The following is a 20,685-nucleotide window of genomic DNA, read 5'->3' as shown; positions in this document are numbered from 1 at the left end:
AGCCATTTTTGACTGGTAAAACTGATATGAAACCCATCCAAGTCGGCCTGCTGGGCATTGGCACCGTGGGCAGCGGCGTGTTCAACGTGCTGCAGCGCAACCAGGAAGAGATCCGCCGCCGCGCGGGCCGCGGCATCGAGATCGCCATGGTGGCCGACCTGGACACCGGGCGCGCGCGCTCCATCGTGGGCGACAAGATCCGCGTGGTGGGCGATGCGCGCGAAGTGATCGCCAACCCCGAGATCGACATCGTCATCGAGCTCATCGGCGGCTACGGCGTGGCCAAGGCGCTGGTGCTCGAAGCCATTGCCGCCGGCAAGCACGTGGTCACCGCCAACAAGGCGCTGCTGGCGGTGCATGGCACCGAGATCTTCGCCGCCGCCTCGGCCAAGGGCGTGATGGTGGCCTTCGAGGCCGCCGTGGCCGGGGGCATCCCGATCATCAAGGCGCTGCGCGAGGGCCTGACGGCCAACCGCATCCAGTGGCTGGCCGGCATCATCAACGGCACGACGAACTTCATCCTGTCCGAGATGCGCGACAAGGGCCTGGACTTCGACGTGGTGCTCAAGGAAGCCCAGCGCCTGGGCTACGCCGAGGCCGACCCGACCTTCGACATCGAGGGCGTGGACGCCGCGCACAAGGCCACCATCATGAGCGCCATCGCCTTCGGCATTCCGGTGCAGTTCGACAAGGCCTACGTGGAAGGCATCACCAAGCTCGCCGCCGCCGACATCCGCTACGCCGAGCAACTCGGCTACCGCATCAAGCTGCTGGGCATCTCCAAGCGCACCGACAAGGGCGTGGAGCTGCGCGTGCACCCCAGCCTGGTGCCGGCCAAACGCCTGATCGCCAACGTGGAAGGCGCCATGAACGCCGTGGTGGTGCAGGGCGACGCCGTGGGCAGCACGCTGTACTACGGCAAGGGCGCGGGCAGCGAGCCCACGGCCAGCGCCGTGATCGCCGACCTGGTGGACATCACGCGCCTGCACACTGCCGACCCCGAGCACCGCGTGCCGCACCTGGCCTTCCAGCCGCACACGCTGGACCAGGCCATGGACCAGCTGCCCGTGCTGCCCATGAGCGAGGTGGTGACCAGCTACTACCTGCGCCTGCGCGTGGCCGACCAGGCCGGCGTGCTGGCCAAGGTCACGGGCCTGCTGGCCGAGGCCGGCGTGAGCATCGACGCCGTGCTGCAGCGCGAGGCCGACGAAGTGGGCGGCGAGGGCTCGACGCAGACCGACCTCATCATCCTCACGCACGACACGCGCGAGGGCACCATGGACGCCGTGATCGCCCAGATGCAGGCGCTGCCCACGGTGCTGGCGCCGATCACGCGCATCCGCAAGGAGGAGCTGAACTGATGCAATACCTTTCCACGCGCGGCCACCCCGAACGCAAGCGCTTTTGCGACATCCTGCTCGAAGGCCTGGCGCCCGACGGCGGCCTGTACCTGCCGGAGCACTACCCGCAGATCAGCAGTGAACGCCTGGGTGCGCTGCGCACGGTCTACCAGACCCAGGGCTACGCGGAACTGGCGTTCCAGATCCTGTCGCTCTACATCGACGACATTCCGGCCGAGGACCTGCGCGCCCTGTGTGCCAAGACCTACACCGCCGAGGTGTTCGGCACGGCGGCCATCGTGCCGCTGCGCCCGCTCGAAGACGGCCTGTGGCTCGAAGCCCTGTCCAACGGCCCCACGCTGGCCTTCAAGGACATGGCCATGCAACTGCTGGGCAACCTGTTCGAGTACGAGCTGGCCCGCCGTGGCGCGCAGCTCAACATCCTCGGCGCCACCAGCGGTGACACCGGCAGCGCGGCCGAGTACGCCATGCGCGGCAAGCAGGGCGTGCGCGTGTTCATGACCAGCCCGCACGGCCGCATGAGCCCGTTCCAGCAGGCGCAGATGTTCAGCCTGCAGGACGAGAACATCCACAACATCGCCGTCGAGGGCGTGTTCGACGACTGCCAGGACATCGTCAAGGCCGTCAGCAACGACCTGGAGTTCAAGCGCCGCTACAAGATCGGCACCGTCAACTCCATCAACTGGGCGCGCCTGCTGGCGCAGGTGGTGTACTACTTCGCCGGTTACTTCCAGGCAACCCAGTCGAATGCCCAGCAGGTCAGCTTCACCGTGCCCAGCGGCAACTTCGGCAACATCTGCGCGGGCCACGTGGCGCGCATGATGGGCCTGCCGATCGCCAGGCTGGTGGTGGCGACGAACGAGAACGACGTGCTCGACGAATTCTTCCGCACCGGCGTGTACCGCGTGCGCGCCAGCAGCGACACGCACGAAACGTCAAGCCCGTCGATGGACATTAGCAAGGCCAGCAACTTCGAGCGCTTCGTGTTCGACCTGCTGGGCCGCGACGCCGAGGCCACGCGCGCGCTGTTCGGCGATGCGCTGGCGCGCGACGGGCGCTTCGACCTCGGCGCCGACCCGCGCTTCGCCCAGGCCGCCGCGCGCTACGGTTTCGAGAGCGGCAAGAGCCAGCATGCCGACCGCCTGGCCACCATCCGCGACACCTGGGAGCGCTTCGGCCAGATGATCGACACCCACACCGCCGACGGCGTGAAGGTGGCGCGCGAACACCGTGGGGCCGAGCCGATGGTGGTGCTCGAAACGGCCCTGCCCATCAAGTTCGCCGCCACCATCGAGGAGGCGCTGGGCCGCGCGCCCGAGCGCCCGGCCAGGTTCGAGGGCATCGAGGCGCTGCCCAAGCGCGTGCAGGTCCTGCCGGCCGACGCGCAGCAGGTCAAGGCCTACATCGCCGCGCATTGCAGCGGATGATGGGATTAATGGTCAAATCGGCCTCCAGCCCTTGCTGGGAAAGCGCAAGCAGCTCTCATTCGAGGAGCGCAGGATGAAGGTCGCCGGCTTTGCCGGGTTCTCCGGCTCCGGCAAGACCACGCTGGTGGAGCAGCTCATCGCCTGCCTGCGCGGGCGCGGGCTGCGCGTGTCGGTCATCAAGCATGCGCACCACCGCTTCGACATCGACCACCCCGGCAAGGACAGTTGGCGCCACCGCCAGGCCGGCGCCAACGAGGTGCTGCTGGCCTCCGACATGCGCCTGGCCCTGCTGCGCGAATACGACCAGCCGCACGAGCCCGACGTGCACGCCCTGCTGGCCCGGCTCGACGCGCGCGCCGACTGGGTGCTGGTCGAAGGCTTCAAGGACGCGCCCCTGCCCAAGATCGAGGTCTGGCGCGCTCCCGCGCCCGGCCAGCCGCCGTGGCCCGTGCTGTACCCGCACGACCCCTTCGTCGCCGCCGTGGCCACCGACGCGCCCGCGCGCCTGCCGCAGCCGCCGCGCCAGCCCGTGCTCGACCTGAACGCGCCCGCGCCGCTGGCCGACTGGCTCATCGCCCATGGCGCGTGCTTCGATTATCCCAAGGAATCGCCATGACACGCCCTCCGCTGCAGTCCCTCGACGACGCCCTGGCCCAGCTGCTCGCGCAGGCCGCGCCGCTGGCGCAGGGCGACACCGTCGCCACCTTCGACGCCGATGGCCGCGTGCTGCTGCGCGATGCCGTCTCGCCGCTGCAGGTGCCGCCGCTGGACAACAGCGCCATGGACGGCTACGCGCTGCGCTGCGCCGACGTGGCGGCGCCCGGCGCCGTGCTGCCGGTGTCCCAGCGCATTCCGGCGGGCAGCGTGGGCGCGCCGCTGCAGCCGGGCACGGTGGCGCGCATCTTCACTGGCGCACCCGTGCCCGCGGGGGCCGATGCCGTGGTGATGCAGGAAGACTGCGAGGTGCTGGAGGACGGCCGCGTGCGTGTGCACGGCGCGCACCGGCCCGGCCAGCACATCCGCCGCGCGGGCGAGGACATCGCGCGCGGCGCCACGGTGCTGGCCGCGGGCACGCGCCTCACGCCCGCCGCGCTCGGGCTGGCCGCCAGCATCGGCCTGGCGCAACTGGAGGTGGCGCGGCGCCCGCGCGTGGCGCTGTTCTCCACCGGCGACGAACTGGCCATGCCCGGCGAGGTGCCGCCCGAGCGCATGCCGCCCGGCGCCATCTACAACAGCAACCGCTTCTTCCTGCGCGCCTTGCTGCAGCGCCTGGGCTGCGAGGTGACCGACCTGGGCATCGTGCCCGACCGGCTCGACGCCACCGTCGCCGCGCTGCGCGCCGCCGCGCAGGGGCACGACCTGATCCTGACCAGCGGCGGCGTCTCGGTGGGCGAGGAAGACCACGTCAAGCCCGCCGTGCAGGCGCTGGGGCGGCTCGACCTGTGGCAGATCGCCATCAAGCCCGGCAAGCCCTTCGCCTACGGCCGCGTGGAAAGCGCCGCGGGCGCGGCGCACTTCATGGGGCTGCCGGGCAACCCCGTGTCGTGCTTCATGACCTTCGCCGTGCTGGTGCGGCCCTTCCTGCTGCGGCTGCAGGGCGTGCACGACGTTGCTCCAAAAACCATAGCTGCCCGCGCAGACTTCGATTGGCCCCGGGCCGATAAACGCCGCGAATTCCTGCGCGTGCGCCTGAATGCCGACGGGTGCCTGGAACGCTTCGCCAACCAGAGTTCGGGTGTGCTCACGTCCACCGTCTGGGGCGATGGCGTGGTGGACAACCCGCCCGGCCAGGCCATCGCGCGCGGCGACAGCGTGCGCTTCATCCCCTTTGGAGGGCTGCTGGCATGACCGACCAGAACCTGTGCAAGCGCGTCACGGTGCGCTACTTCGCCTCCATCCGCGAGGCCCTGGGCCAGGGCGGCGAAACCCTGGACACCCCGGCCGCCACCCTGGGCGCGCTGCGCCAGGAGCTGCTGGCGCGCGGCGGTGCCTACGCCGAGGTGCTGGCGCCCGGGCGCGCGGTGCGCATGGCGCTGAACCAGGAACTGAGCGAGGAGGCGGTGCCGCTGCCCGAAGGCGCCGAAGTGGCGTTTTTCCCGCCCGTAACCGGAGGTTAGGGCTAGGCCGCCCGCAGGAACTCGTGCCAGGCCGACACCGCCAGCCCCAGCGGGGCCAGGCAGGCAAAGCCTTGCAGCAGGCGTGCAAAGACCGGACCGGCGCGCTGCGCCTCCAGGTAGTGGCGCAGCAGAATGCGCGCCTTGACCCAGGCGACGGCGGCGACGAGCAGCGCCAGCGCCAGGCGCGGCAGTCCGCTGTGCGGCCCCGCCGCCAGCGCCACGCTCAGCACCGACAGGGCGCACAGCAGCAGCCAGGCGAGCGTGGTCGTGCCGATGGGCAGGCGTGTGAGCAGGGTTTTCATACGAAGGCGTAGAACAGGGCAAAAATCATGAGCCACACCAGGTCGGTGGCGTGCCAGTAGATGGCCAGCGCCTGCGGGCCCCGGCAGTCGTCGGCGCCGTAGCCGCCAGCGCACAGGCCGACCAGGACCCAGGCCATGCCCATCAGGCCCCAGCAGGCGTGGATGAAGTGGTTGATGGTCAGGTAGTAGTACACCACCACGAAGATGCCGGCGCTCGCGTCCAGCCCCTGCGCCAGGTTCCACTGCCACTCGAAAATCTTCAGCACCGGGTAGAGCAGCCCCGTGGCCAGGGCCGCAGCCATCCAGGCGGTGGCGCGCTGGCGCCGCCCGGCTTCCAGGTGGTGCACCACGCGCGTGAGCATGAAGCCGCTGCTGACCATGGCCAGGGTGATGCACAGGCCGCTGAGCGTGGACAGGCGCGTCGGCCCCTCCTGGAACGCCTGCGGGTAGTGCCAGCGCGCGGTGAAGTAGACGGCGAAGAACACCGTGAACTCCAGGCATTCGAGGCAGATGCCGATCCACATCGCCTTGTAGCCCGGGCGCTGCATGTCGCGCAGGGGGGCGTAGGTGGTCTCCTGCCCGGGCGGGGCGAGCGGCGTGGGCGGCGCGGCCAGCCCATCCGGTGAAAGCGTGCAGGTCGTCATCGGGGTATGTGTTCTGTGCGGGGAGAGGGAGCGGCTGATTGCGGGTGCGCGATGCCAGCGGTTCACGGACGGTGCCGGTGACTATGCCGCTACCACGTCTGCCGCGTAAGGAGCAGAGGGAGCGGAAAATACCATACCAGTTTGCTGCGTTTTCTTGAAAACCATGCCGCCGGCAGGAACGGCTCCCGGGCTCAGTCCACCCCGCCTGGCAGTTCCGGGCTGCGCCACTGCAGCAGCTCGGCCAGCCGCAGCGTGATCCAGCGCGCCTCGGGCGGCGTCACGCCCGACTCTGCGCCCGCCAGCCCCGCGTGGATGCGGCGCAAGACCTCTTCCTCCGACGGCACGGCGCCGTGGTAGAGCTGCTGCGCCTGCTCGACCAGGTGGTTCGCCAGGTCCTCGCACAGCTCGTAGCGCGCGCACAGTTGCGCCGCCGTGGCCCGCAGGCGGCCGCGCGCGTCGCTGTAGAGCGCGGTGAACGAGGGCGGCAGGAAAATCTGGTGGTCGTCTTGCATGGCGTGGCGCAGCGGTGGAATGGCCGAGAATAACCGCCATGACCCAGCCCCGCGTTTCCATCCAGACCCAGGACTTCGACGTGTCCGCCGAATTGGCCGCGCTGCGCGCGCAGGACGCGCGCGTGGGCGCCGTGTGCTGCTTCGTCGGCACCGTGCGCGACCGCAATGAGGGCGACGCCGTCGCCAGCATGGAGCTGGAGCACTACCCCGGCATGACCGAGAAGTCCATCGAGGCCATGATCGACGCGGCGCTGGCGCGCTTTGCCCTCTACGGCGTGCGTGTCATCCACCGCGTGGGGCTGCTGCAGCCGCTGGAGCAGATTGTGCTCGTGGCCGTCACCAGCGCGCACCGCGGCGAGAGCTTCCAGGCCTGCGAATTTCTCATGGACTACCTCAAGACCCAGGCACCGTTCTGGAAGAAGGAACAGACGCCGCAGGGCGCGCGCTGGGTCGACGCGCGCGTGAGCGACGACGCGGCCCTGGCGCGCTGGGGCCTGCAATTGCCGCCGATGGCGGGTTGAAAAACCGCGCGGGTGGCCTATCTATTCAGCAGTTGGAGGTTTTTTACACCATGCGAATCGACAAGCTCACCACCAAGTTCCAGGAAGCCCTGGCCGACGCCCAATCCCTGGCGCTGGGCAACGACCACGCCTACATCGACCCGCTGCACCTGCTGGCCGCCATGCTGCGCCAGGAGGACGGCCCGCGCGCGCTGCTGCAGCGCGCCGGGGCCAACGTGGGGGCCATGCAGACGGCGGTGGAAAATGCCGTCAAGCGCCTGCCCCAGGTCGAAGGCCAGGAGCAGGTGCAGGTCGGCCCCGACCTGGCGCGGCTGCTGCAGGCCACCGAGAAGGAAGCCATCAAGCGCGGCGACCCGTTCATCGCCAGCGAGCTGTTCCTGCTCGCGCTGGCCGACGGCAAGGGCGAGGCCGCGCGCATCGCCAAGGACAACGGCCTCACGCGCAAGAGCCTGGAATCCGCCATCGACGCCGTGCGCGGCGGCCAGAAGATGGACAGCCCCGAGGCCGAAGGCCAGCGCGAGGCGCTGAAGAAATACTGCCTGGACCTGACCGAGCGCGCCCGCGTGGGCAAGCTCGACCCGGTGATTGGCCGCGACGACGAGATCCGCCGCGCCATCCAGGTGCTGCAGCGGCGCAGCAAGAACAACCCGGTGCTGATCGGCGAGCCCGGCGTGGGCAAGACCGCCATCGTCGAGGGGCTGGCGCAGCGCATCGTGGCCGGCGAGGTGCCCGAGTCGCTGAAGAACAAGCGCGTGCTCTCGCTCGACATGGCGGCGCTGCTCGCGGGCGCCAAGTACCGTGGCGAGTTCGAGGAGCGGCTGAAGACCGTGCTCAACGAGCTGGCCAAGGATGAGGGGCAAACCATCGTTTTCATTGACGAGCTGCACACCATGGTGGGCGCCGGCAAGGCCGAGGGCGCGATGGACGCGGGCAACATGCTCAAGCCCGCCCTGGCGCGCGGCGAGCTGCACTGCGTGGGCGCGACCACGCTGGACGAATACCGCAAGTACATCGAGAAGGACGCGGCGCTGGAGCGGCGCTTCCAGAAGATCCTGGTGGACGAACCCAGCGTGGAGGCCACCATCGCCATCCTGCGCGGCCTGCAGGAGAAGTACGAGGTGCACCACGGCGTGGAGATCACCGACCCGGCCATCGTCGCCGCGGCCGAGCTGTCGAACCGCTACATCACCGACCGCTTCCTGCCCGACAAGGCCATCGACCTGATCGACGAGGCCGCGGCCAAGATCAAGATCGAGATCGACTCCAAGCCCGAGGCCATCGACAAGCTGGACCGCCGCCTGATCCAGCTGCAGATCGAGCGCGAAGCCGTGAAGAAGGAAAAAGACGAAGCCTCGCAAAAGCGCCTGCAGCTGATCGAGGAAGAAATCACCAAGCTGCAGCGCGAGATTGCCGACCTGGAAGACATCTGGAAGAGCGAAAAAGCCCAGGCCCAGGGCAGCCAGCAGGTGCGCGAGCAAGTCGAGAAGGTCAAGCTGCAGATTGAGGAACTCAAGCGCAAGGGCGACTTCAACAAGGTCGCCGAGCTGCAATACGGCAAGCTGCCCGAGCTGGAAAAGCGCCTCAAGGAAGCCCAGGCCCAGGAAGAAGGCCAGGGCGGCGCGGTGCATGCCAACCGGCTGCTGCGCACCCAGGTGGGCGCAGAGGAAATCGCCGAGGTCGTCTCGCGCGCCACCGGCATTCCGGTCAGCAAGATGATGCAGGGCGAAAAAGACAAGCTGCTGCACATGGAAGACAAGCTGCACGAGCGCGTGGTGGGCCAGGACGAAGCCATTAACGCCGTTGCCAACGCGATCCGGCGCTCGCGTTCGGGCCTGTCGGACCCGAACCGCCCCACGGGCTCGTTCCTGTTCCTCGGCCCCACGGGCGTGGGCAAGACCGAGCTGTGCAAGGCACTGGCGGGCTTCCTGTTCGACAGCGAAGAGCACCTGGTGCGCATCGACATGAGCGAGTTCATGGAGAAACACTCCGTGGCCCGCCTGATCGGCGCGCCGCCCGGCTATGTGGGCTATGAAGAGGGCGGCTACCTGACCGAGGCCGTGCGTCGCAAACCCTACAGCGTGCTGCTGCTCGACGAGGTGGAAAAAGCCCACCCCGACGTATTCAACGTGCTGCTGCAGGTGCTGGACGACGGCCGCCTGACCGATGGCCAGGGCCGCACCGTGGACTTCAAGAACACCGTGATCGTGATGACGAGCAATATCGGCTCGCACCTCATCCAGGCCATGGTGGGGCAGGACAGCGACGACATCAAGGAAGCGGTGTGGGGGGAACTCAAGCAGCATTTCCGACCCGAATTCCTCAACCGTATCGATGAAACCGTGGTGTTCCATGGCCTCGATGCCCGGCACATTGCCGCCATCGCGCGCATCCAGCTGCAAATGCTGCAAGCGCGCCTGGCCCGCATGGAGCTGACGCTCGATGTCTCCGACGCCGCGCTGGAAGAGCTGGCCAAGGTCGGATTCGACCCGGTGTTCGGCGCACGCCCGCTCAAGCGCGCGATCCAGCAACGCATCGAGAACCCGCTGTCCAAGCTGCTCCTGGAAGGGCGCTACCAGCCCAAGAGCGTGGTTCCCGTGGGCGTCGATCCGGTGAAGAACCCGGGGGTATTCCAATTCGGCGAAGCCCGCCCAGCGGGCTGAGCCCTACCATCGAAGCCGCAAGCGGGCCGTGTGGCCCGCTTGCGCCGCTTCACCAGCCAGAAAGGGACATGGTTTGAACGACATAGTGGCCGGCGCGATCCGGTGGACGTTGCGCCTCGTGGTGGTTGCCGCCGGCGTGGTCTTTTTCCTCAGCCTGCTGGCCGCCGCCGCCGTGCTGGCGCTCGTCTGGGGCGTGCGCGCCCTGTGGGCCCGCCTCACCGGCCGCCCGGTCATGCCCTGGGCCATGCGCATGAGCCCGCGCCAGGGCTGGAGCACCGTGCACCGCAGCACGGCGCGCTGGACCGCCCCGCGCCCCGCCGCACGCGCCGGGCAAGGTAGCACCGACGTGACCGATGTGGTTGCGCGCGAAATCCGCTGAGCCTGGGGATGGCACTTCTGCTTCTAAATGAATAGCTGCCAGCGCTTGCCGTGTAAGGGTTGGAGCTAAAAAATACTGCGAATTACGTTTGCGAAGCTGCCTGCCCGCATGAAGCTGGCCAGGGGCCCGCAACGGGCACGGCTTCGCCCTCACCCGGCCAGGGCGGCATGGTGACACCGACCGCGGCGATGGCCGCTGAACTGGAAGCGCGGAACTGGAAGTGCGTACCTACCGGGATGGTGAGGCACACGCCAGGCTGCAGCACCACGGTTTCCTCATGGTCTCCTTGCCGCCGCCACATCTCGCCAAGGCCTGACACGACAAACCAGACCTCTTCGACGGTGCGGTGTACGACCGCTTGCGAGACTTTCCCCGCGCCGAGCTCGAAATGGGCCATGCTGCCTCTGGGCAGGCCGAGGAGCACACGAACGTCGGAGCCGTCGGGTGCCACGGTGGTGGGCGCAGCAGGCAGCTGCATGGTGGTAAAGGTATTCATCGGTGCAAGGTTAACGGCAGGAGTCGGCCTGGCAAAGGCCGCCGCGTCCAACGCCGCGCTGTGGATTCTGTTACCGCTTCGCTAGCACGCGAAGTGCGAACCCCTAATCGGAATGGCATGCCTGGCCCTATCATGCCCGGCATGACCACCGACGACATTCGCGCCCTTTTCGAGGTCCAGTACCAGGCCAGCCGTGCCCAGCCCGACGTGCCGCTGCTTTTGCGCCGTGAGCGCCTGCTGCGCATGCGCAAGCTCATCGACGAGCGCGGACCCGAACTGGCCGCCGCTGTGCAGGCCGACTTCGGCATGCGCTCGCACCGGCTGACCGAGGTGGCGGACTTCTTCGTGCTGCGCGCGCTGCTGTCGCACACGCTTTCGCACCTGGCACGCTGGAGCCGTCCGCAGAAGGTGCGCACGCCGCTGCACCTGCAGCCTGCGCGTGCCTGGATCCAGCGCCAGCCGCTGGGTGTGGTGGGCGTGATCGCGCCGTGGAACTACCCCATCCAGCTCGCGCTGGCGCCGGCCATCACGGCGCTGGCGGCGGGCAACCGGGTCATGGTCAAGCCCAGCGAACTGACGCCGCACCTCTCGGCCAAGCTGGCCGAGGTGGTGGGCCAGTTCTTTGCGCCCGACGAGCTGTGCGTGGTGCAGGGCGATGCCTCGGTGGCGGCGCTGGTGGCCTCGCTGCCGTTCGACCACCTGGTGTTCACCGGCTCTACCGCCGTGGGCCGCAAGGTGGCGCAGGCCGCAGCCGCCAACCTCACGCCGACCACGCTTGAGCTGGGCGGCAAGTCGCCGTGCATCATCGATGCCAACTGCAACCTGCAAGAAGCCGCGCTGAAGATCGCCCACGGCAAGCTGCTGAACGCAGGCCAGACCTGTATTGCGCCCGACTACGTGCTGTTGCCCCAGGGCAGCGAGGCTGCGTTTACCGAGGCCTACCGCGCCGCCGTGGCGCGGCTTTTCCCGCAGATCGAGGGCAACCCGGACTATGCCTCCATCATTTCCGCGCGCCACCTGGCGCGTCTGCGCACCATGCTGCAGCAGGCGCAGACCCAGGGCGCCGAGGTGGTGAGCGTGCAGCCCGCGCCCGTGGCGCCCGCACCTAACCACCAGGCCAGCCTGGGCGATGGCATCAGCCGCCAGATGGCGCCCGTGCTGGTGTTTGGCGCTACGTCGTCCATGCAGCTGATGCAGGAGGAAATCTTCGGCCCGGTGCTGCCCGTCATCACCTATGAGCGGCTCGACGACGCCATCACCCACATCAACGCCAACCCGCGCCCGCTGGCGCTGTACTGGTTCGGCAACGATGCACGCGTGCGCGACGACGTGCTGGCGCGCACCGTGAGCGGCGGTGTCACGGTGAACGACACGCTCATGCACATCGCGCACGACAACCTGCCTTTTGGCGGTGTGGGCGACAGCGGCTGGGGCGCGTACCACGGCGAGCAGGGCTTCCTGCGCTTCTCGCACCAGAAGTCGGTGCTGGTGCAGTCGCCCTGGGCCATGGGCTGGCTGTTCTACCCGCCCTACGGCGCGCGCTTCGACCGCGTGATGCAGGCGCTGCGGCGCTGGCTGTAGCCGCAGCGCTTTCTGGTTTTTTAAGAAAAATCAGCCTCAAGCCCTTGCCAGTAAAGCGCTGGCAGCTATCAAAAACGGAGTCATTGCACCAGTTCCAGCAGCGCCTCGCGCAACTGTGCGGCTGAGACCGGCTTGTGCAGCAGCAGCGCGCCGGTGGACTGCGCGTCGCGCAGGCGCTGGGGCGAGGTGTCGCCCGTCATGATGATGGCCGGCACGCTGCGCTGCAGGTGCGCGCGCAGGGTGTCTAGCACCTGCCGGCCGGTTTCCTCGTGCCGCAGGCGGAAGTCGGTCACCACCACGTCGGGCTGCGGCATCTGGTGCAGGCGGGCCAGTGCATCGGCCGCCGACTCCGCGCACAGGCAGTGGCAGCCCCAGCTTGCCAGCAGCGACTGCATGCCCAGGCGCACCGGCTCGTCGTCGTCCACCACCAGCACGCGGCGGCCTGCCAGGCTGGCGCCGTCGTGCGTGCTGGCCACGGCCTCATCGACCAGCGCGCCGCGCCAGGGCGTGAGCCAGAGCCGGAAGACCGAGCCGCGCCCAAGGCGCGAGCGCACCTCCACCTGCGTGTGCATGGCCTGCGCCAGGCGCTGCACGATGGCCAGGCCCAGCCCCAGGCCCTTGCGGCGGTCGCGCTCGGGGTTGCCGAGCTGGTGGAATTCCTTGAAGACCTCCTGCTGGTGCGCGGGCGCGATGCCGCAGCCGGTGTCCCACACCTCCAGCGCCAGCCGGCCGCCGCGCGCGCGGCAGGCGATCAGCAGGCCGCCCGTGCGCGTGTAGCGCAGCGCGTTGGAGATGAAGTTGCGCATCACCAGATCGACCAGCGCCTTGTCGGCCAGCGCTGCCGCCGTGGTCTCGCGCGTGCGGTAGACCAGCGCGGCAGCGTCGGCCTGGGGGCCGAATTCCTGCTCCAGCGCGCCCAGCAGCGGCTGCACGGCGAATGGCGCGTCGTGCGCCTGCACCACGCCCGCCTCCAGGCGTGAATAGTCCAGCAGCGTGGTGAGCATTTCCGACGCCGCGCCCGAGGCCGTGCGCGCGTGGCCCAGCACGCTGGCCTGCTGCGCCGTCAGCGGGCTGCGCGCCAGGGTGTCGAGGAACAGGCCCATGGCGTGCAGCGGCTGGCGCAGGTCGTGGCTCGCCGCGGCGAGGAAGCGCGACTTGTCCTGGTTGGCCTGCTCGGCCGCCGCCAGGGCCTGCACGGCGCGGTCGGTCTGGGCGCGCAGCTGCGTTACCAGGCGCTCGTTGTCGAAGCGCAGCTCGATGCTGTCGCGCGCCGCGCGCGCCAGGTTGCGCGCGTGCAGCGCCGTGAGCAGGTAGTACACGGCCACCATTACGCAGCCGGGCAGGGCGATGGGCCCGCCCACCACGGCCAGGGCGACGAGCACGCTGCTGATGGTGCAGGTCAGGTAGATCATGTAGCCGCGCAGCAGCGGCGCGCCCAGGCCCAGCGCGCCGGCCGAGACGGTGCTGAGGATGCCGATGGCGTAGACCACGGCGTCGCTGCCCTGGCCCTGCCACAGCGCCACGCCGCCGAGCGAGCCCCAGGTCAGGCCCATGCCCGTCATGCAGGCCAGCAGCCGCCGCGCGTCGCTGCGCGGGCCGTGGCCCGGGCGCGGCAGCGGGCGCAGGGTCAGGTACACCAGCGTGACCACCGCCACGTGCGAGGCCAGCCACCACAGCATGGGCGCCATGGGCATGCCCAGCGACATGACCCACACCGTGCCCACCGAGGTGATGAGCGAGGCCCAGAGCGTGACCGGGAAATTGCGCCGCAGCAGCAGCACCTGCTCGGCCAGCACGGCGTCGCGCTCCCAGCGCAGCGCCTCATGCCATGCGCTGCGCCAGTTGCGGGCGGCGCGGGCCAGGTGCACTAGGCCTCGCTCCACTGCACCAGGCCCAGGCGCTGCGCCGCCAGCAGCGCGGCGCTGCGGCTGTTCACGCCCAACTGGCCGAAGATGGCGGCGACGTGCACGCGCACGGTGTTTTCGCTCAGGCCCAGCTCGCGCGCGATCACCTTGTTGGGCTTGCCAGCGCACAGCAGCTGCAGCACGTCGGACTGGCGCGTCGTCAGGGCCGGGGCGGGGTGCCCGGCTGGCGGCGGAACGGGCGTGCTGGCGGCCGGAAAGCAGGGCAGGCCCGACAGCGCGAGCGTGATGGCGTCCAGGATGTCCGCGCCGCTGGCCGATTTGGGCAGGAACCCGTCGGCGCCGCGGGCACGCGCCTCGCGCACCGCGTCGGGCGCCACGCTGGCGGACACCAGCACCACGCGCGCCTGGGGAAACGCCTCGCGCAGCGGGCGCAGGCCGTCGAGTCCGTTCATGCCGGGCATCTGGATGTCGAGCAGCACCAGGTCCACCGCGCAGGGGGCCAGGGTGCAGGCCTCGGCCACCGAGCCGGCCTCGGCAATCGCGCCCACGCCGGGGTGGTCTTGCACGATCAGGCGCAGGCCGGTACGAAAAAGGGTGTGGTCGTCCACGAGCAGCAGGTGGGCAGGCATGGGCCGAGTATTGCGCACCAGCGGCCCGCACAGCCTAGTCCATTTGTGCGATGGACGCCGCCGGGCGCGCTTCCTAGACTTTTTCGCACCGATCACCGGCCTCGCGAAAAAAGGAGTGGTTCATGCCCGCCGCCGTCTTGCCGATCCATGTCCCTCACCACCCGTCCGTGGCCCCGCCGGGCCTGGGCGGCAGCAGCGTGGCCGCCCTGGTCGGCGCGCACTGCCCGGGCCTGCATGCGCCGCTGGGCGTGATCGTGGAACACCTCGACGCCCAGGCGGGCGTCTGGCAGTACTCGCCCGATGGCGGGGCGAGCTGGCGCGGCATCCGCACCGACCTGGTCAACCGCCCCGGCCACCTCGGCCTGGCGCTCGATGGCGCGGCCCGGCTGCGCGTGCTGCCGTTTGCCGACGGCGGGCGCAAGGGCGTGCGCGTGGTGCTGCATGCGGCCCAGCGGGCGCTGGACGGCTGCAGCGGCAGCTACTGCCTCTACCCCCCGGACGACCGCGACGAGGGCGCGCACAGCGTTACCCTGGTGCTGGGGCTCGCGGCCATCAACGGCAAGCCGCCCGCGCCGGCGGTGCCGCGCCCGCGCAACAAGCGGGCGCTGGCGGCGCAGCGCCTCGCGCAGCAGGCCCTGGCGGCGGCATGATGCGGCGGGCCTGAAAAAATCTTTTTTGATAGCTGCCAGCGCTTGCTGCGTAAGGGCGCAAGGCAGATTTCCCTACTGTCAAGAAGGGCCGGTTAGCCGGGCTGCACACGGGGCGGTTCACCAGGGGGGCTGGCACTTCCCGGGGCAAATGGCGAAAATACCGGGTTTTTCGTTTTCCTCCCGTTGCGTTCTCCCATGTCCAGTATCCAGGTTCGTCCGGCCACCCTGCGTGACGCCAAGGCCATTGCCCAGGTCCATACCACTTCCGCGATCGAAGCCTATCGTGGCCTGGTGCCTGACGATCAATTGAAATCCATGTCCTCGTTGGAGAAGCGCCAGGCCTACTGGCGCGAAGCCATCGAGTTTTGCGAACCCCAGGTGCAAGTGGCCGTCGATGGCGACAAGATCGTCGGCTTCGTCGGCTTCGACCGCTCGCGCGATCCCAAGACCCGCCCCACCACCGGCGAGATCTGGGCCATCTACGCCGCGCCCACGCACTGGAACCAGGGTGTGGGCCTGGCCCTGTGGGACGCCGCGCGCGACGGCCTGCAGGAAGAAGGCTGCACCACCGTCACCGCCTGGGTGCCGCTGCGCAACGAGCGTGCGCTGCGCTTCCATGAAATGGCCGGCTTCAAGCGCGAGATGACGACGGCCAAGACCTCGGTCCTGGGCAGCGTCAAGATCGAGGAAGTGCGCCTGCAAAGGCCGCTGAGTTGAGCCTCGGCGACGGCGCCCTCCACTGGAGCGAGCAGGGCCAGGCGCGCTGCGCGCTGTGGCGCTCCGAGGGCGGCCAGCCGTTGCCGCGCCGCGTGGTGTGCGCCGACGACACCATGCCCGCCGACACCGCCTACCGCCTGGCCTGCGAAGGCACGGCGCTGCTGTGGCGCGGCGACTTCCACAACGCGCGCCAGCTGCTGCAGGCCATGGCCCGGCGCATGGAGCGCAAGCCACGCAAGGCGGCCAGGGCGGCGGCGCCCGCCACTCCGGCCCAGGCATTCCACCTGCACCGCCAGGCCCAGGGCCAGCGCGCGCGCGTGCTGGCCATGCTGCTGATCGTGCTGGAGGGCGACTACGCCATTGCGCTGCGCCGCGCGCCCGACTGGCGCGCCGCCTGCGCCGAAGCCTGGGGCCCCGCCCCCGGCGCGCCGCTGGTGGCGCCCTTGCGCCAGCTGCTGGGCATCGTGGGCGCGCACGAGTGGCGCAAGAAGGGCGTGGAGATTCCCGCCCTGGGCGCGCCGCCGGGCAACCGCATCCATCCGCACTACGGCGTGTTCTCGCCCGTGCGTGGCGAATACGTCGATCTGGTGGCCCAGGTGCCCCTGCCGCCGTTGCCGGGTGGCTGCGCGCTGGCGTTCGACATCGGCGTCGGCACCGGCGTGCTCTCGGCCGTGCTGGCGCGCCGGGGCGTGGCGCGCGTGGTGGCCACCGACCAGGACCCGCGCGCCCTGGCCTGCGCGCAGGACAACCTGCAGCGCCTGGGCTTGCTGCCGCGGGTGGAACTGCTGCAGGCCGACCTGTTCCCGCCCGGGCAGGCCGCCCTGGTGGTATGCAACCCGCCCTGGCTGCCCGCGCGCGCCAGCAGCCCGCTGGAGCGCGCCGTGTACGACGAAGGCAGCCGCATGCTGCGCGGCTACCTCGACGGCCTGCGCGCGCACCTGGCGCCGGGGGGCGAGGGCTGGCTCATCCTGTCCGACCTCGCCGAGCACCTGGGCCTGCGCACGCGCGCGGAGCTGCTGGGCTGGATCGAGGCCGCGGGCCTGCGCGTGCTGGCGCGCCACGACACCCGCCCGCGCCACGGCAAGGCGCAGGATGCCGACGACCCGCTGCACGCCGCACGCGCAGCCGAGGTTACGTCGCTGTGGCGGCTTGGCGCACTATGAATTCAATAGCTGCTAGCGCTTGATGGGTAAGCGCTGGAAGCCGTTTTGACCATGAAACTCTTGCTCGCCCCGATGGAGGGCCTGCTGGACTGCGTGCTGCGCGACCTGCTCACGCGCGTGGGCGGGGTGGACCGCTGCGTGTCGGAGTTCATCCGCGTCACCGGCACGCTGCTGCCCGAGCGCGTGTTCCTGCGCACCATGCCCGAGCTGCGCCATGGCAGCCGCACCCTGGCGGGTGTGCCGGTGCGCGCACAGCTGCTCGGCTCCGATCCGGTGAGCATGGCCGAGAACGCCGCGCGCCTGGCCGCGCTGGGCGCCGAAGGGGTGGATCTGAACTTTGGCTGCCCGGCCAAGGTCGTGAACCGCCACGGCGGCGGCGCGGCACTGCTGCGCGACCCCGCGCAGATCGAGGCCGTGGTGGCCGCCGTGCGCCGCGCCGTGCCCGCACGGGTGCCCGTGTCGGCCAAGATGCGGCTGGGCTACGACGACGACGCGCTGGCGCGCGAATGCGCCCAGGCCATGGCCTCCGGCGGCGCGGGCGAACTGGTGGTGCACGCGCGCACCAAGGCCGACGGCTACCGCCCGCCGGCGTACTGGGAGCGCATCCCGGCCATCCGCGCGGCGGTGCCCATTCCCGTGGTGGCCAACGGCGAGATCTGGACGGTGCAGGATGCGCAGCGCTGCCGCGCGCTCTCGGGCTGCGACGCGCTCATGCTGGGGCGCGGCGCGGTGGCCGACCCGGGCCTGGCGCTGGCCATCCGCGCGGCGGATGGCGCTGCGGCGCAGGCCGAGGGGCTGCCCTGGCCGGCGCTCGTGCCGCATCTGGTGCAGTTCTGGCAGATGGTGGGCCAGCGCGTCACGCCGCGCCACCGCGCCGGGCGGCTCAAGCAATGGCTGAACCTGCTGCGCCGGCGCTACCCCGAGGCGCAGCAGGCCTTCGACCAACTGCGCACCCTCAACGACTGCCGGGCGGTCACGGACTGGGTGGGGCGTCTGGAGGCGCAGGCAGCGCCGCAATCGCCCGCGCCAGGGCGGCAATAGCCGCGTCCGACAAATCCGGCGCCAGCACGCTCTGGCGCTGCGCCCAGCGGTAGAGGTTGCGGCTTTGCGAACGCTCGTACAGCGGGTCGTAGTGCAGCGCCATCAGCTGGGCGAACAGCGGCGCCAGCTCGCGCGCCTGCGCCCAGGCCTGCCATTGCGCGATCACCTGGCGGCCGTGCAGCTCCTTGAGCGTGCCCAGTTGCTGTGCCAGGAGCGCCGGGTCGTCGGCCAGGTTGGCGTAGTCGCGCAGCAGGTAGGCCAGTCGGGTATCGGTGCTGGCGCAAATTTCGATGCAGGGGCTGGCACGCAGGCGCTGCACCAGCGGCTGTGGCACGTTCAGGCGGCCAATGCGCGCGCTCTCGGCCTCGATATAGATGGGGCGCTGCGTGTCCAGGCGGTCCAGCGCATCGACGATCTGCGTCTCAAAGCCGGTTTGCGACGGTTGGGCCACGCCCGGCCAGGCGCCCAGCACCGAGCCCCGGTGGCGCGCGAAGCCCTCCAGGTCCAGCACCTGTTGCCCTTGCGCCGCCAGGGCCTGCAGCACGCGCGTCTTGGCACTGCCGGTGGCGCCGCACAGCACGCGCAGCTGTAGCTGCGGCGCATGTTCGGTCAGGCGGGCGATGACGTGGCGGCGCCAGGATTTGTAGCCGCCGGCGAGCTGCTGTGCGTCCCAACCCACCAGGCGCATCCAGTTCACCATGGCGCCGCTGCGCATGCCTCCGCGCCAGCAGTACACCAGTGGCCGCCAGCGCTCCGGCCGGTCGGCAAAATGCGTGCGCAGGTGCTGCGCCAGGTTGGCCGCCACCATGGCACCGCCGACGCGCCGGGCCTCGAAGGCGCCAACCTGCTTGTACAGGGTGCCGACGATGGCACGCTCCTCGTCGTTGAGCACCGGGCAGTTGATGGCGCCGGGGATGTGGTCGAGCGCGTATTCGGCGGGCGAGCGGGCGTCGATGATGCTGTCGAAGCGCAGGCGGTCCTCCACCCGCACCGGGTGCCGGGCGCTCATGCGCGAAGCTCCGCCGCGGTGCGGCTGCGCGCCAGGATGCGCAAATCCGGCCCCACCTGCTGCACGGATTCGAACGCCAGCGGCAGTGCCTGCGCCAGCGTGCTGAACGGTGGCAGGAGCGCCATGCCACGCCCGCTGCCAAGCAGTTGCGGTGCCAGGTAGAGCAGCCACTCATCCACCAGCCCTGCCTGCGCCAGCGCGCCGTTGAGCTGCTGGCCTGCCTCCACGTGCAGTTCATTCACGGCCTGTGCGCCCAGGTCGTGCAGCATGGCTCGCAGGTCCACGCGGCCATCGGGGGCGGGCAAGTGCACCACACGGGCACCTTGGGCCTGCAGCGCGCTGCGGCGTGCCTGCATCGCCGCATCCATTTCGGCTCCGCAGTAGATGGTGCAAGCGCGGCCAGTTATGAAAAGCGCAGCATTCACGGGGGTGCGCAAGTGGCTGTCCACCACGGCCACCTGGGGCTGGCGCGGCGTGGCGACTTCACGCACGTCCAGGCGCGGGTTGTCGGCGAGCACGGTGCCGATGCCGGTCAGCACCGTACAGGCGCGCGCGCGCCAAGCGTGGCCGTCGGCGCGTGCTTCCGGCGAGGTGATCCATTGGCTGGTACCGTTAGGCAGCGCGGTGAAGCCGTCAAGTGAGGCCGCCACCTTCATGCGCACCCAGGGCGTGCCGCGCTCCATGCGGCTGAAAAAACCCACGTTCAAGGCGCGTGACGCCTCTGCCCCCGGTCCCACTTCCACCGCCACCCCGGCCGCGCGCAGCCGCGCGAACCCCTGGCCTGCCACCAGCGGATTCGGGTCGGCCAGCGACGCCACCACCTTGCCGATGCCCGCGCCGATCAGCGCATCGCAGCACGGGCCCGTGCGGCCCTGGTGGGCGCAGGGCTCCAGCGTCACATAGGCCGTGGCACCGCGTACGTCGTGGCCCCGTGCCGCGGCATCGCGCAGTGCCATGATTTCAGCGTGTGGCCCGCCCGCCTGCTGGGTAAAGCCTTGCCCCAGCAGCTGCCCATCGGCCGCCGTGATGACGCAGCCCACGCGCGGGTTCGGGTTGGAAAGAAAAAGCGCCTGGGCGGCGAGCCCAAGCGCTTGGTGGATGAAGGGGGTGGGGTCTGTCATGGCGGCTGGGATGGTAGCGCGCCCAGGAGACCAAGGTTCAGATGCCTTGCGTGTATGGGCCCGTTACTTCCAGCAATTAGCGACCGAATCCGTGCCATTGGAGCCGCGTTCCCCGGTATTTCTTAAAGTCAACTTGCCGCACTTTGGGTCGGTATAACTCGATTTGAGCGTCGCTTCCAGCGTGTAGGCCGCGTTGGTGTTACCCGCAGCGAAGGCAATCTCGTAACGCTTGGAGCTATCCCCAGACCACGTGAGCATTGAGGGCAGCGTTGTGGGGTACACCCCTGTTGCAGTGGATGCGCGCTCCAACCACTGCTGTGCTTGAAGCAATCCCGCACGCGCGTCCGCACGGTGGGCTTTGCGTACATGCTCGTTGTAGCTCGGCAAGGCAATCGCGGCCAGGATGGCGATGACGGCTACCACGATCATGAGTTCGATCAAGGTAAAGCCGTGTTGTGAAAGGCTTGTGCGTAGGCGCATGGGCGTGTTC

The 20,685-nt window shown here is 69.8% G+C and carries 22 protein-coding genes; 13 read left to right on the top strand and 9 right to left on the bottom strand.

Features of this window, described 5'->3' with window-relative positions:
* Positions 1-26: 26 nt before the first annotated feature.
* The 5 genes from YS110_08500 to moaD all read left to right on the top strand — a co-directional run bounded on the left by YS110_08500 (position 27) and on the right by moaD (position 4,905).
* Complete coding sequence (locus tag YS110_08500) at positions 27-1,361, top strand: homoserine dehydrogenase (protein UJB64780.1); 1,335 nt, start codon at positions 27-29, stop codon at positions 1,359-1,361.
* On the top strand, positions 1,361-2,788 hold the full coding sequence (locus YS110_08495) for a threonine synthase (protein UJB64779.1): 1,428 nt from the start codon (positions 1,361-1,363) through the stop codon (positions 2,786-2,788). Before YS110_08500 ends, YS110_08495 begins: the two co-directional genes overlap by 1 nt.
* Positions 2,789-2,861: 73 nt before the next feature.
* A complete protein-coding gene (mobB, locus tag YS110_08490) occupies positions 2,862-3,404 on the top strand; it encodes a molybdopterin-guanine dinucleotide biosynthesis protein B (GenBank protein UJB64778.1) in 543 nt (180 codons plus the stop codon).
* The gene (locus YS110_08485) at positions 3,401-4,636 is read left to right on the top strand and encodes a molybdopterin molybdotransferase MoeA (GenBank protein UJB64777.1); all 1,236 of its coding nucleotides are present in this window, start codon (positions 3,401-3,403) and stop codon (positions 4,634-4,636) included. Before mobB ends, YS110_08485 begins: the two co-directional genes overlap by 4 nt.
* Complete coding sequence (moaD, locus tag YS110_08480) at positions 4,633-4,905, top strand: molybdopterin converting factor subunit 1 (GenBank protein ID UJB64776.1); 273 nt, start codon at positions 4,633-4,635, stop codon at positions 4,903-4,905. The genes YS110_08485 and moaD overlap by 4 nt, the downstream gene beginning before the upstream one ends.
* 2 nt (positions 4,906-4,907) lie before the next feature.
* Here moaD and YS110_08475 read toward each other — a convergent pair whose 3' ends face one another.
* The 3 genes from YS110_08475 to YS110_08465 form a co-directional block, all read right to left on the bottom strand.
* Complete coding sequence (locus YS110_08475) at positions 4,908-5,207, bottom strand: hypothetical protein (GenBank protein UJB64775.1); 300 nt, start codon at positions 5,205-5,207, stop codon at positions 4,908-4,910.
* Positions 5,204-5,731: a cytochrome c oxidase subunit 3 gene (locus tag YS110_08470; protein ID UJB67403.1), complete on the bottom strand. Its 528-nt coding sequence runs from the start codon at positions 5,729-5,731 to the stop codon at positions 5,204-5,206. Before YS110_08470 ends, YS110_08475 begins: the two co-directional genes overlap by 4 nt.
* Positions 5,732-6,042: 311 nt before the next feature.
* A complete protein-coding gene (locus YS110_08465) occupies positions 6,043-6,363 on the bottom strand; it encodes a hypothetical protein (GenBank protein UJB64774.1) in 321 nt (106 codons plus the stop codon).
* 38 nt (positions 6,364-6,401) lie between these two features.
* Here YS110_08465 and moaE point away from each other — a divergent pair, with 38 nt between their 5' ends.
* The 3 genes from moaE to YS110_08450 all read left to right on the top strand — a co-directional run bounded on the left by moaE (position 6,402) and on the right by YS110_08450 (position 9,923).
* Positions 6,402-6,884 (top strand): molybdopterin synthase catalytic subunit MoaE, encoded by a 483-nt coding sequence (gene moaE, locus YS110_08460; protein ID UJB64773.1) that lies wholly within the window; start codon positions 6,402-6,404, stop codon positions 6,882-6,884.
* 50 nt (positions 6,885-6,934) lie between these two features.
* On the top strand, positions 6,935-9,544 hold the full coding sequence (clpB, locus tag YS110_08455; GenBank protein ID UJB64772.1) for an ATP-dependent chaperone ClpB: 2,610 nt from the start codon (positions 6,935-6,937) through the stop codon (positions 9,542-9,544).
* 73 nt (positions 9,545-9,617) lie between these two features.
* Positions 9,618-9,923, top strand: coding sequence for a hypothetical protein (locus YS110_08450; GenBank protein UJB64771.1), 306 nt, complete (start codon positions 9,618-9,620; stop codon positions 9,921-9,923).
* A gap of 82 nt (positions 9,924-10,005) precedes the next feature.
* Here YS110_08450 and YS110_08445 read toward each other — a convergent pair whose 3' ends face one another.
* Positions 10,006-10,401: a cupin domain-containing protein gene (locus YS110_08445; GenBank protein ID UJB67402.1), complete on the bottom strand. Its 396-nt coding sequence runs from the start codon at positions 10,399-10,401 to the stop codon at positions 10,006-10,008.
* A 159-nt stretch (positions 10,402-10,560) separates the two neighbouring features.
* Between YS110_08445 and YS110_08440 the strand changes: the two genes are divergently transcribed.
* The gene (locus YS110_08440) at positions 10,561-12,000 is read left to right on the top strand and encodes a coniferyl aldehyde dehydrogenase (protein ID UJB64770.1); all 1,440 of its coding nucleotides are present in this window, start codon (positions 10,561-10,563) and stop codon (positions 11,998-12,000) included.
* A gap of 80 nt (positions 12,001-12,080) precedes the next feature.
* On the opposite strand, the gene YS110_08435 is transcribed toward YS110_08440, so the two are convergent.
* Both YS110_08435 and YS110_08430 read right to left on the bottom strand, forming a co-directional pair.
* A complete protein-coding gene (locus YS110_08435) occupies positions 12,081-13,868 on the bottom strand; it encodes a response regulator (protein ID UJB64769.1) in 1,788 nt (595 codons plus the stop codon).
* Entirely contained in the window at positions 13,868-14,494 is a 627-nt protein-coding gene (locus tag YS110_08430) for a response regulator transcription factor (GenBank protein ID UJB64768.1), read from the bottom strand. Before YS110_08430 ends, YS110_08435 begins: the two co-directional genes overlap by 1 nt.
* Positions 14,495-14,616: 122 nt before the next feature.
* Here YS110_08430 and YS110_08425 point away from each other — a divergent pair, with 122 nt between their 5' ends.
* The 4 genes from YS110_08425 to YS110_08410 all read left to right on the top strand — a co-directional run bounded on the left by YS110_08425 (position 14,617) and on the right by YS110_08410 (position 18,065).
* Positions 14,617-15,144, top strand: coding sequence for a hypothetical protein (locus YS110_08425; protein UJB64767.1), 528 nt, complete (start codon positions 14,617-14,619; stop codon positions 15,142-15,144).
* 195 nt (positions 15,145-15,339) lie between these two features.
* Positions 15,340-15,861: a GNAT family N-acetyltransferase gene (locus YS110_08420; GenBank protein ID UJB64766.1), complete on the top strand. Its 522-nt coding sequence runs from the start codon at positions 15,340-15,342 to the stop codon at positions 15,859-15,861.
* Positions 15,858-17,024, top strand: coding sequence for a class I SAM-dependent methyltransferase (locus YS110_08415; protein UJB64765.1), 1,167 nt, complete (start codon positions 15,858-15,860; stop codon positions 17,022-17,024). Before YS110_08420 ends, YS110_08415 begins: the two co-directional genes overlap by 4 nt.
* A gap of 51 nt (positions 17,025-17,075) precedes the next feature.
* Positions 17,076-18,065 (top strand): tRNA-dihydrouridine synthase, encoded by a 990-nt coding sequence (locus YS110_08410; GenBank protein ID UJB64764.1) that lies wholly within the window; start codon positions 17,076-17,078, stop codon positions 18,063-18,065.
* Here the strand turns inward: YS110_08410 and mnmH are convergent.
* The 3 genes from mnmH to YS110_08395 all read right to left on the bottom strand — a co-directional run bounded on the left by mnmH (position 17,998) and on the right by YS110_08395 (position 20,675).
* Complete coding sequence (gene mnmH, locus YS110_08405) at positions 17,998-19,074, bottom strand: tRNA 2-selenouridine(34) synthase MnmH (protein ID UJB64763.1); 1,077 nt, start codon at positions 19,072-19,074, stop codon at positions 17,998-18,000. The two genes, YS110_08410 and mnmH, sit on opposite strands and share 68 nt — an antisense overlap.
* Positions 19,071-20,195 (bottom strand): bifunctional diaminohydroxyphosphoribosylaminopyrimidine deaminase/5-amino-6-(5-phosphoribosylamino)uracil reductase RibD, encoded by a 1,125-nt coding sequence (gene ribD / locus YS110_08400; GenBank protein UJB64762.1) that lies wholly within the window; start codon positions 20,193-20,195, stop codon positions 19,071-19,073. Before ribD ends, mnmH begins: the two co-directional genes overlap by 4 nt.
* Positions 20,196-20,258: 63 nt before the next feature.
* A complete protein-coding gene (locus YS110_08395) occupies positions 20,259-20,675 on the bottom strand; it encodes a prepilin-type N-terminal cleavage/methylation domain-containing protein (protein ID UJB64761.1) in 417 nt (138 codons plus the stop codon).
* Positions 20,676-20,685 lie beyond the last annotated feature (10 nt).

Source organism: Acidovorax sp. YS12 (assembly GCA_021496925.1).
In the GTDB taxonomy this organism is placed as follows: Bacteria; Pseudomonadota; Gammaproteobacteria; order Burkholderiales; family Burkholderiaceae_C; genus Paenacidovorax.
Note: the sequence above shows the minus strand (reverse complement) of the source record. Positions and strands in the feature narration are given on the sequence as shown.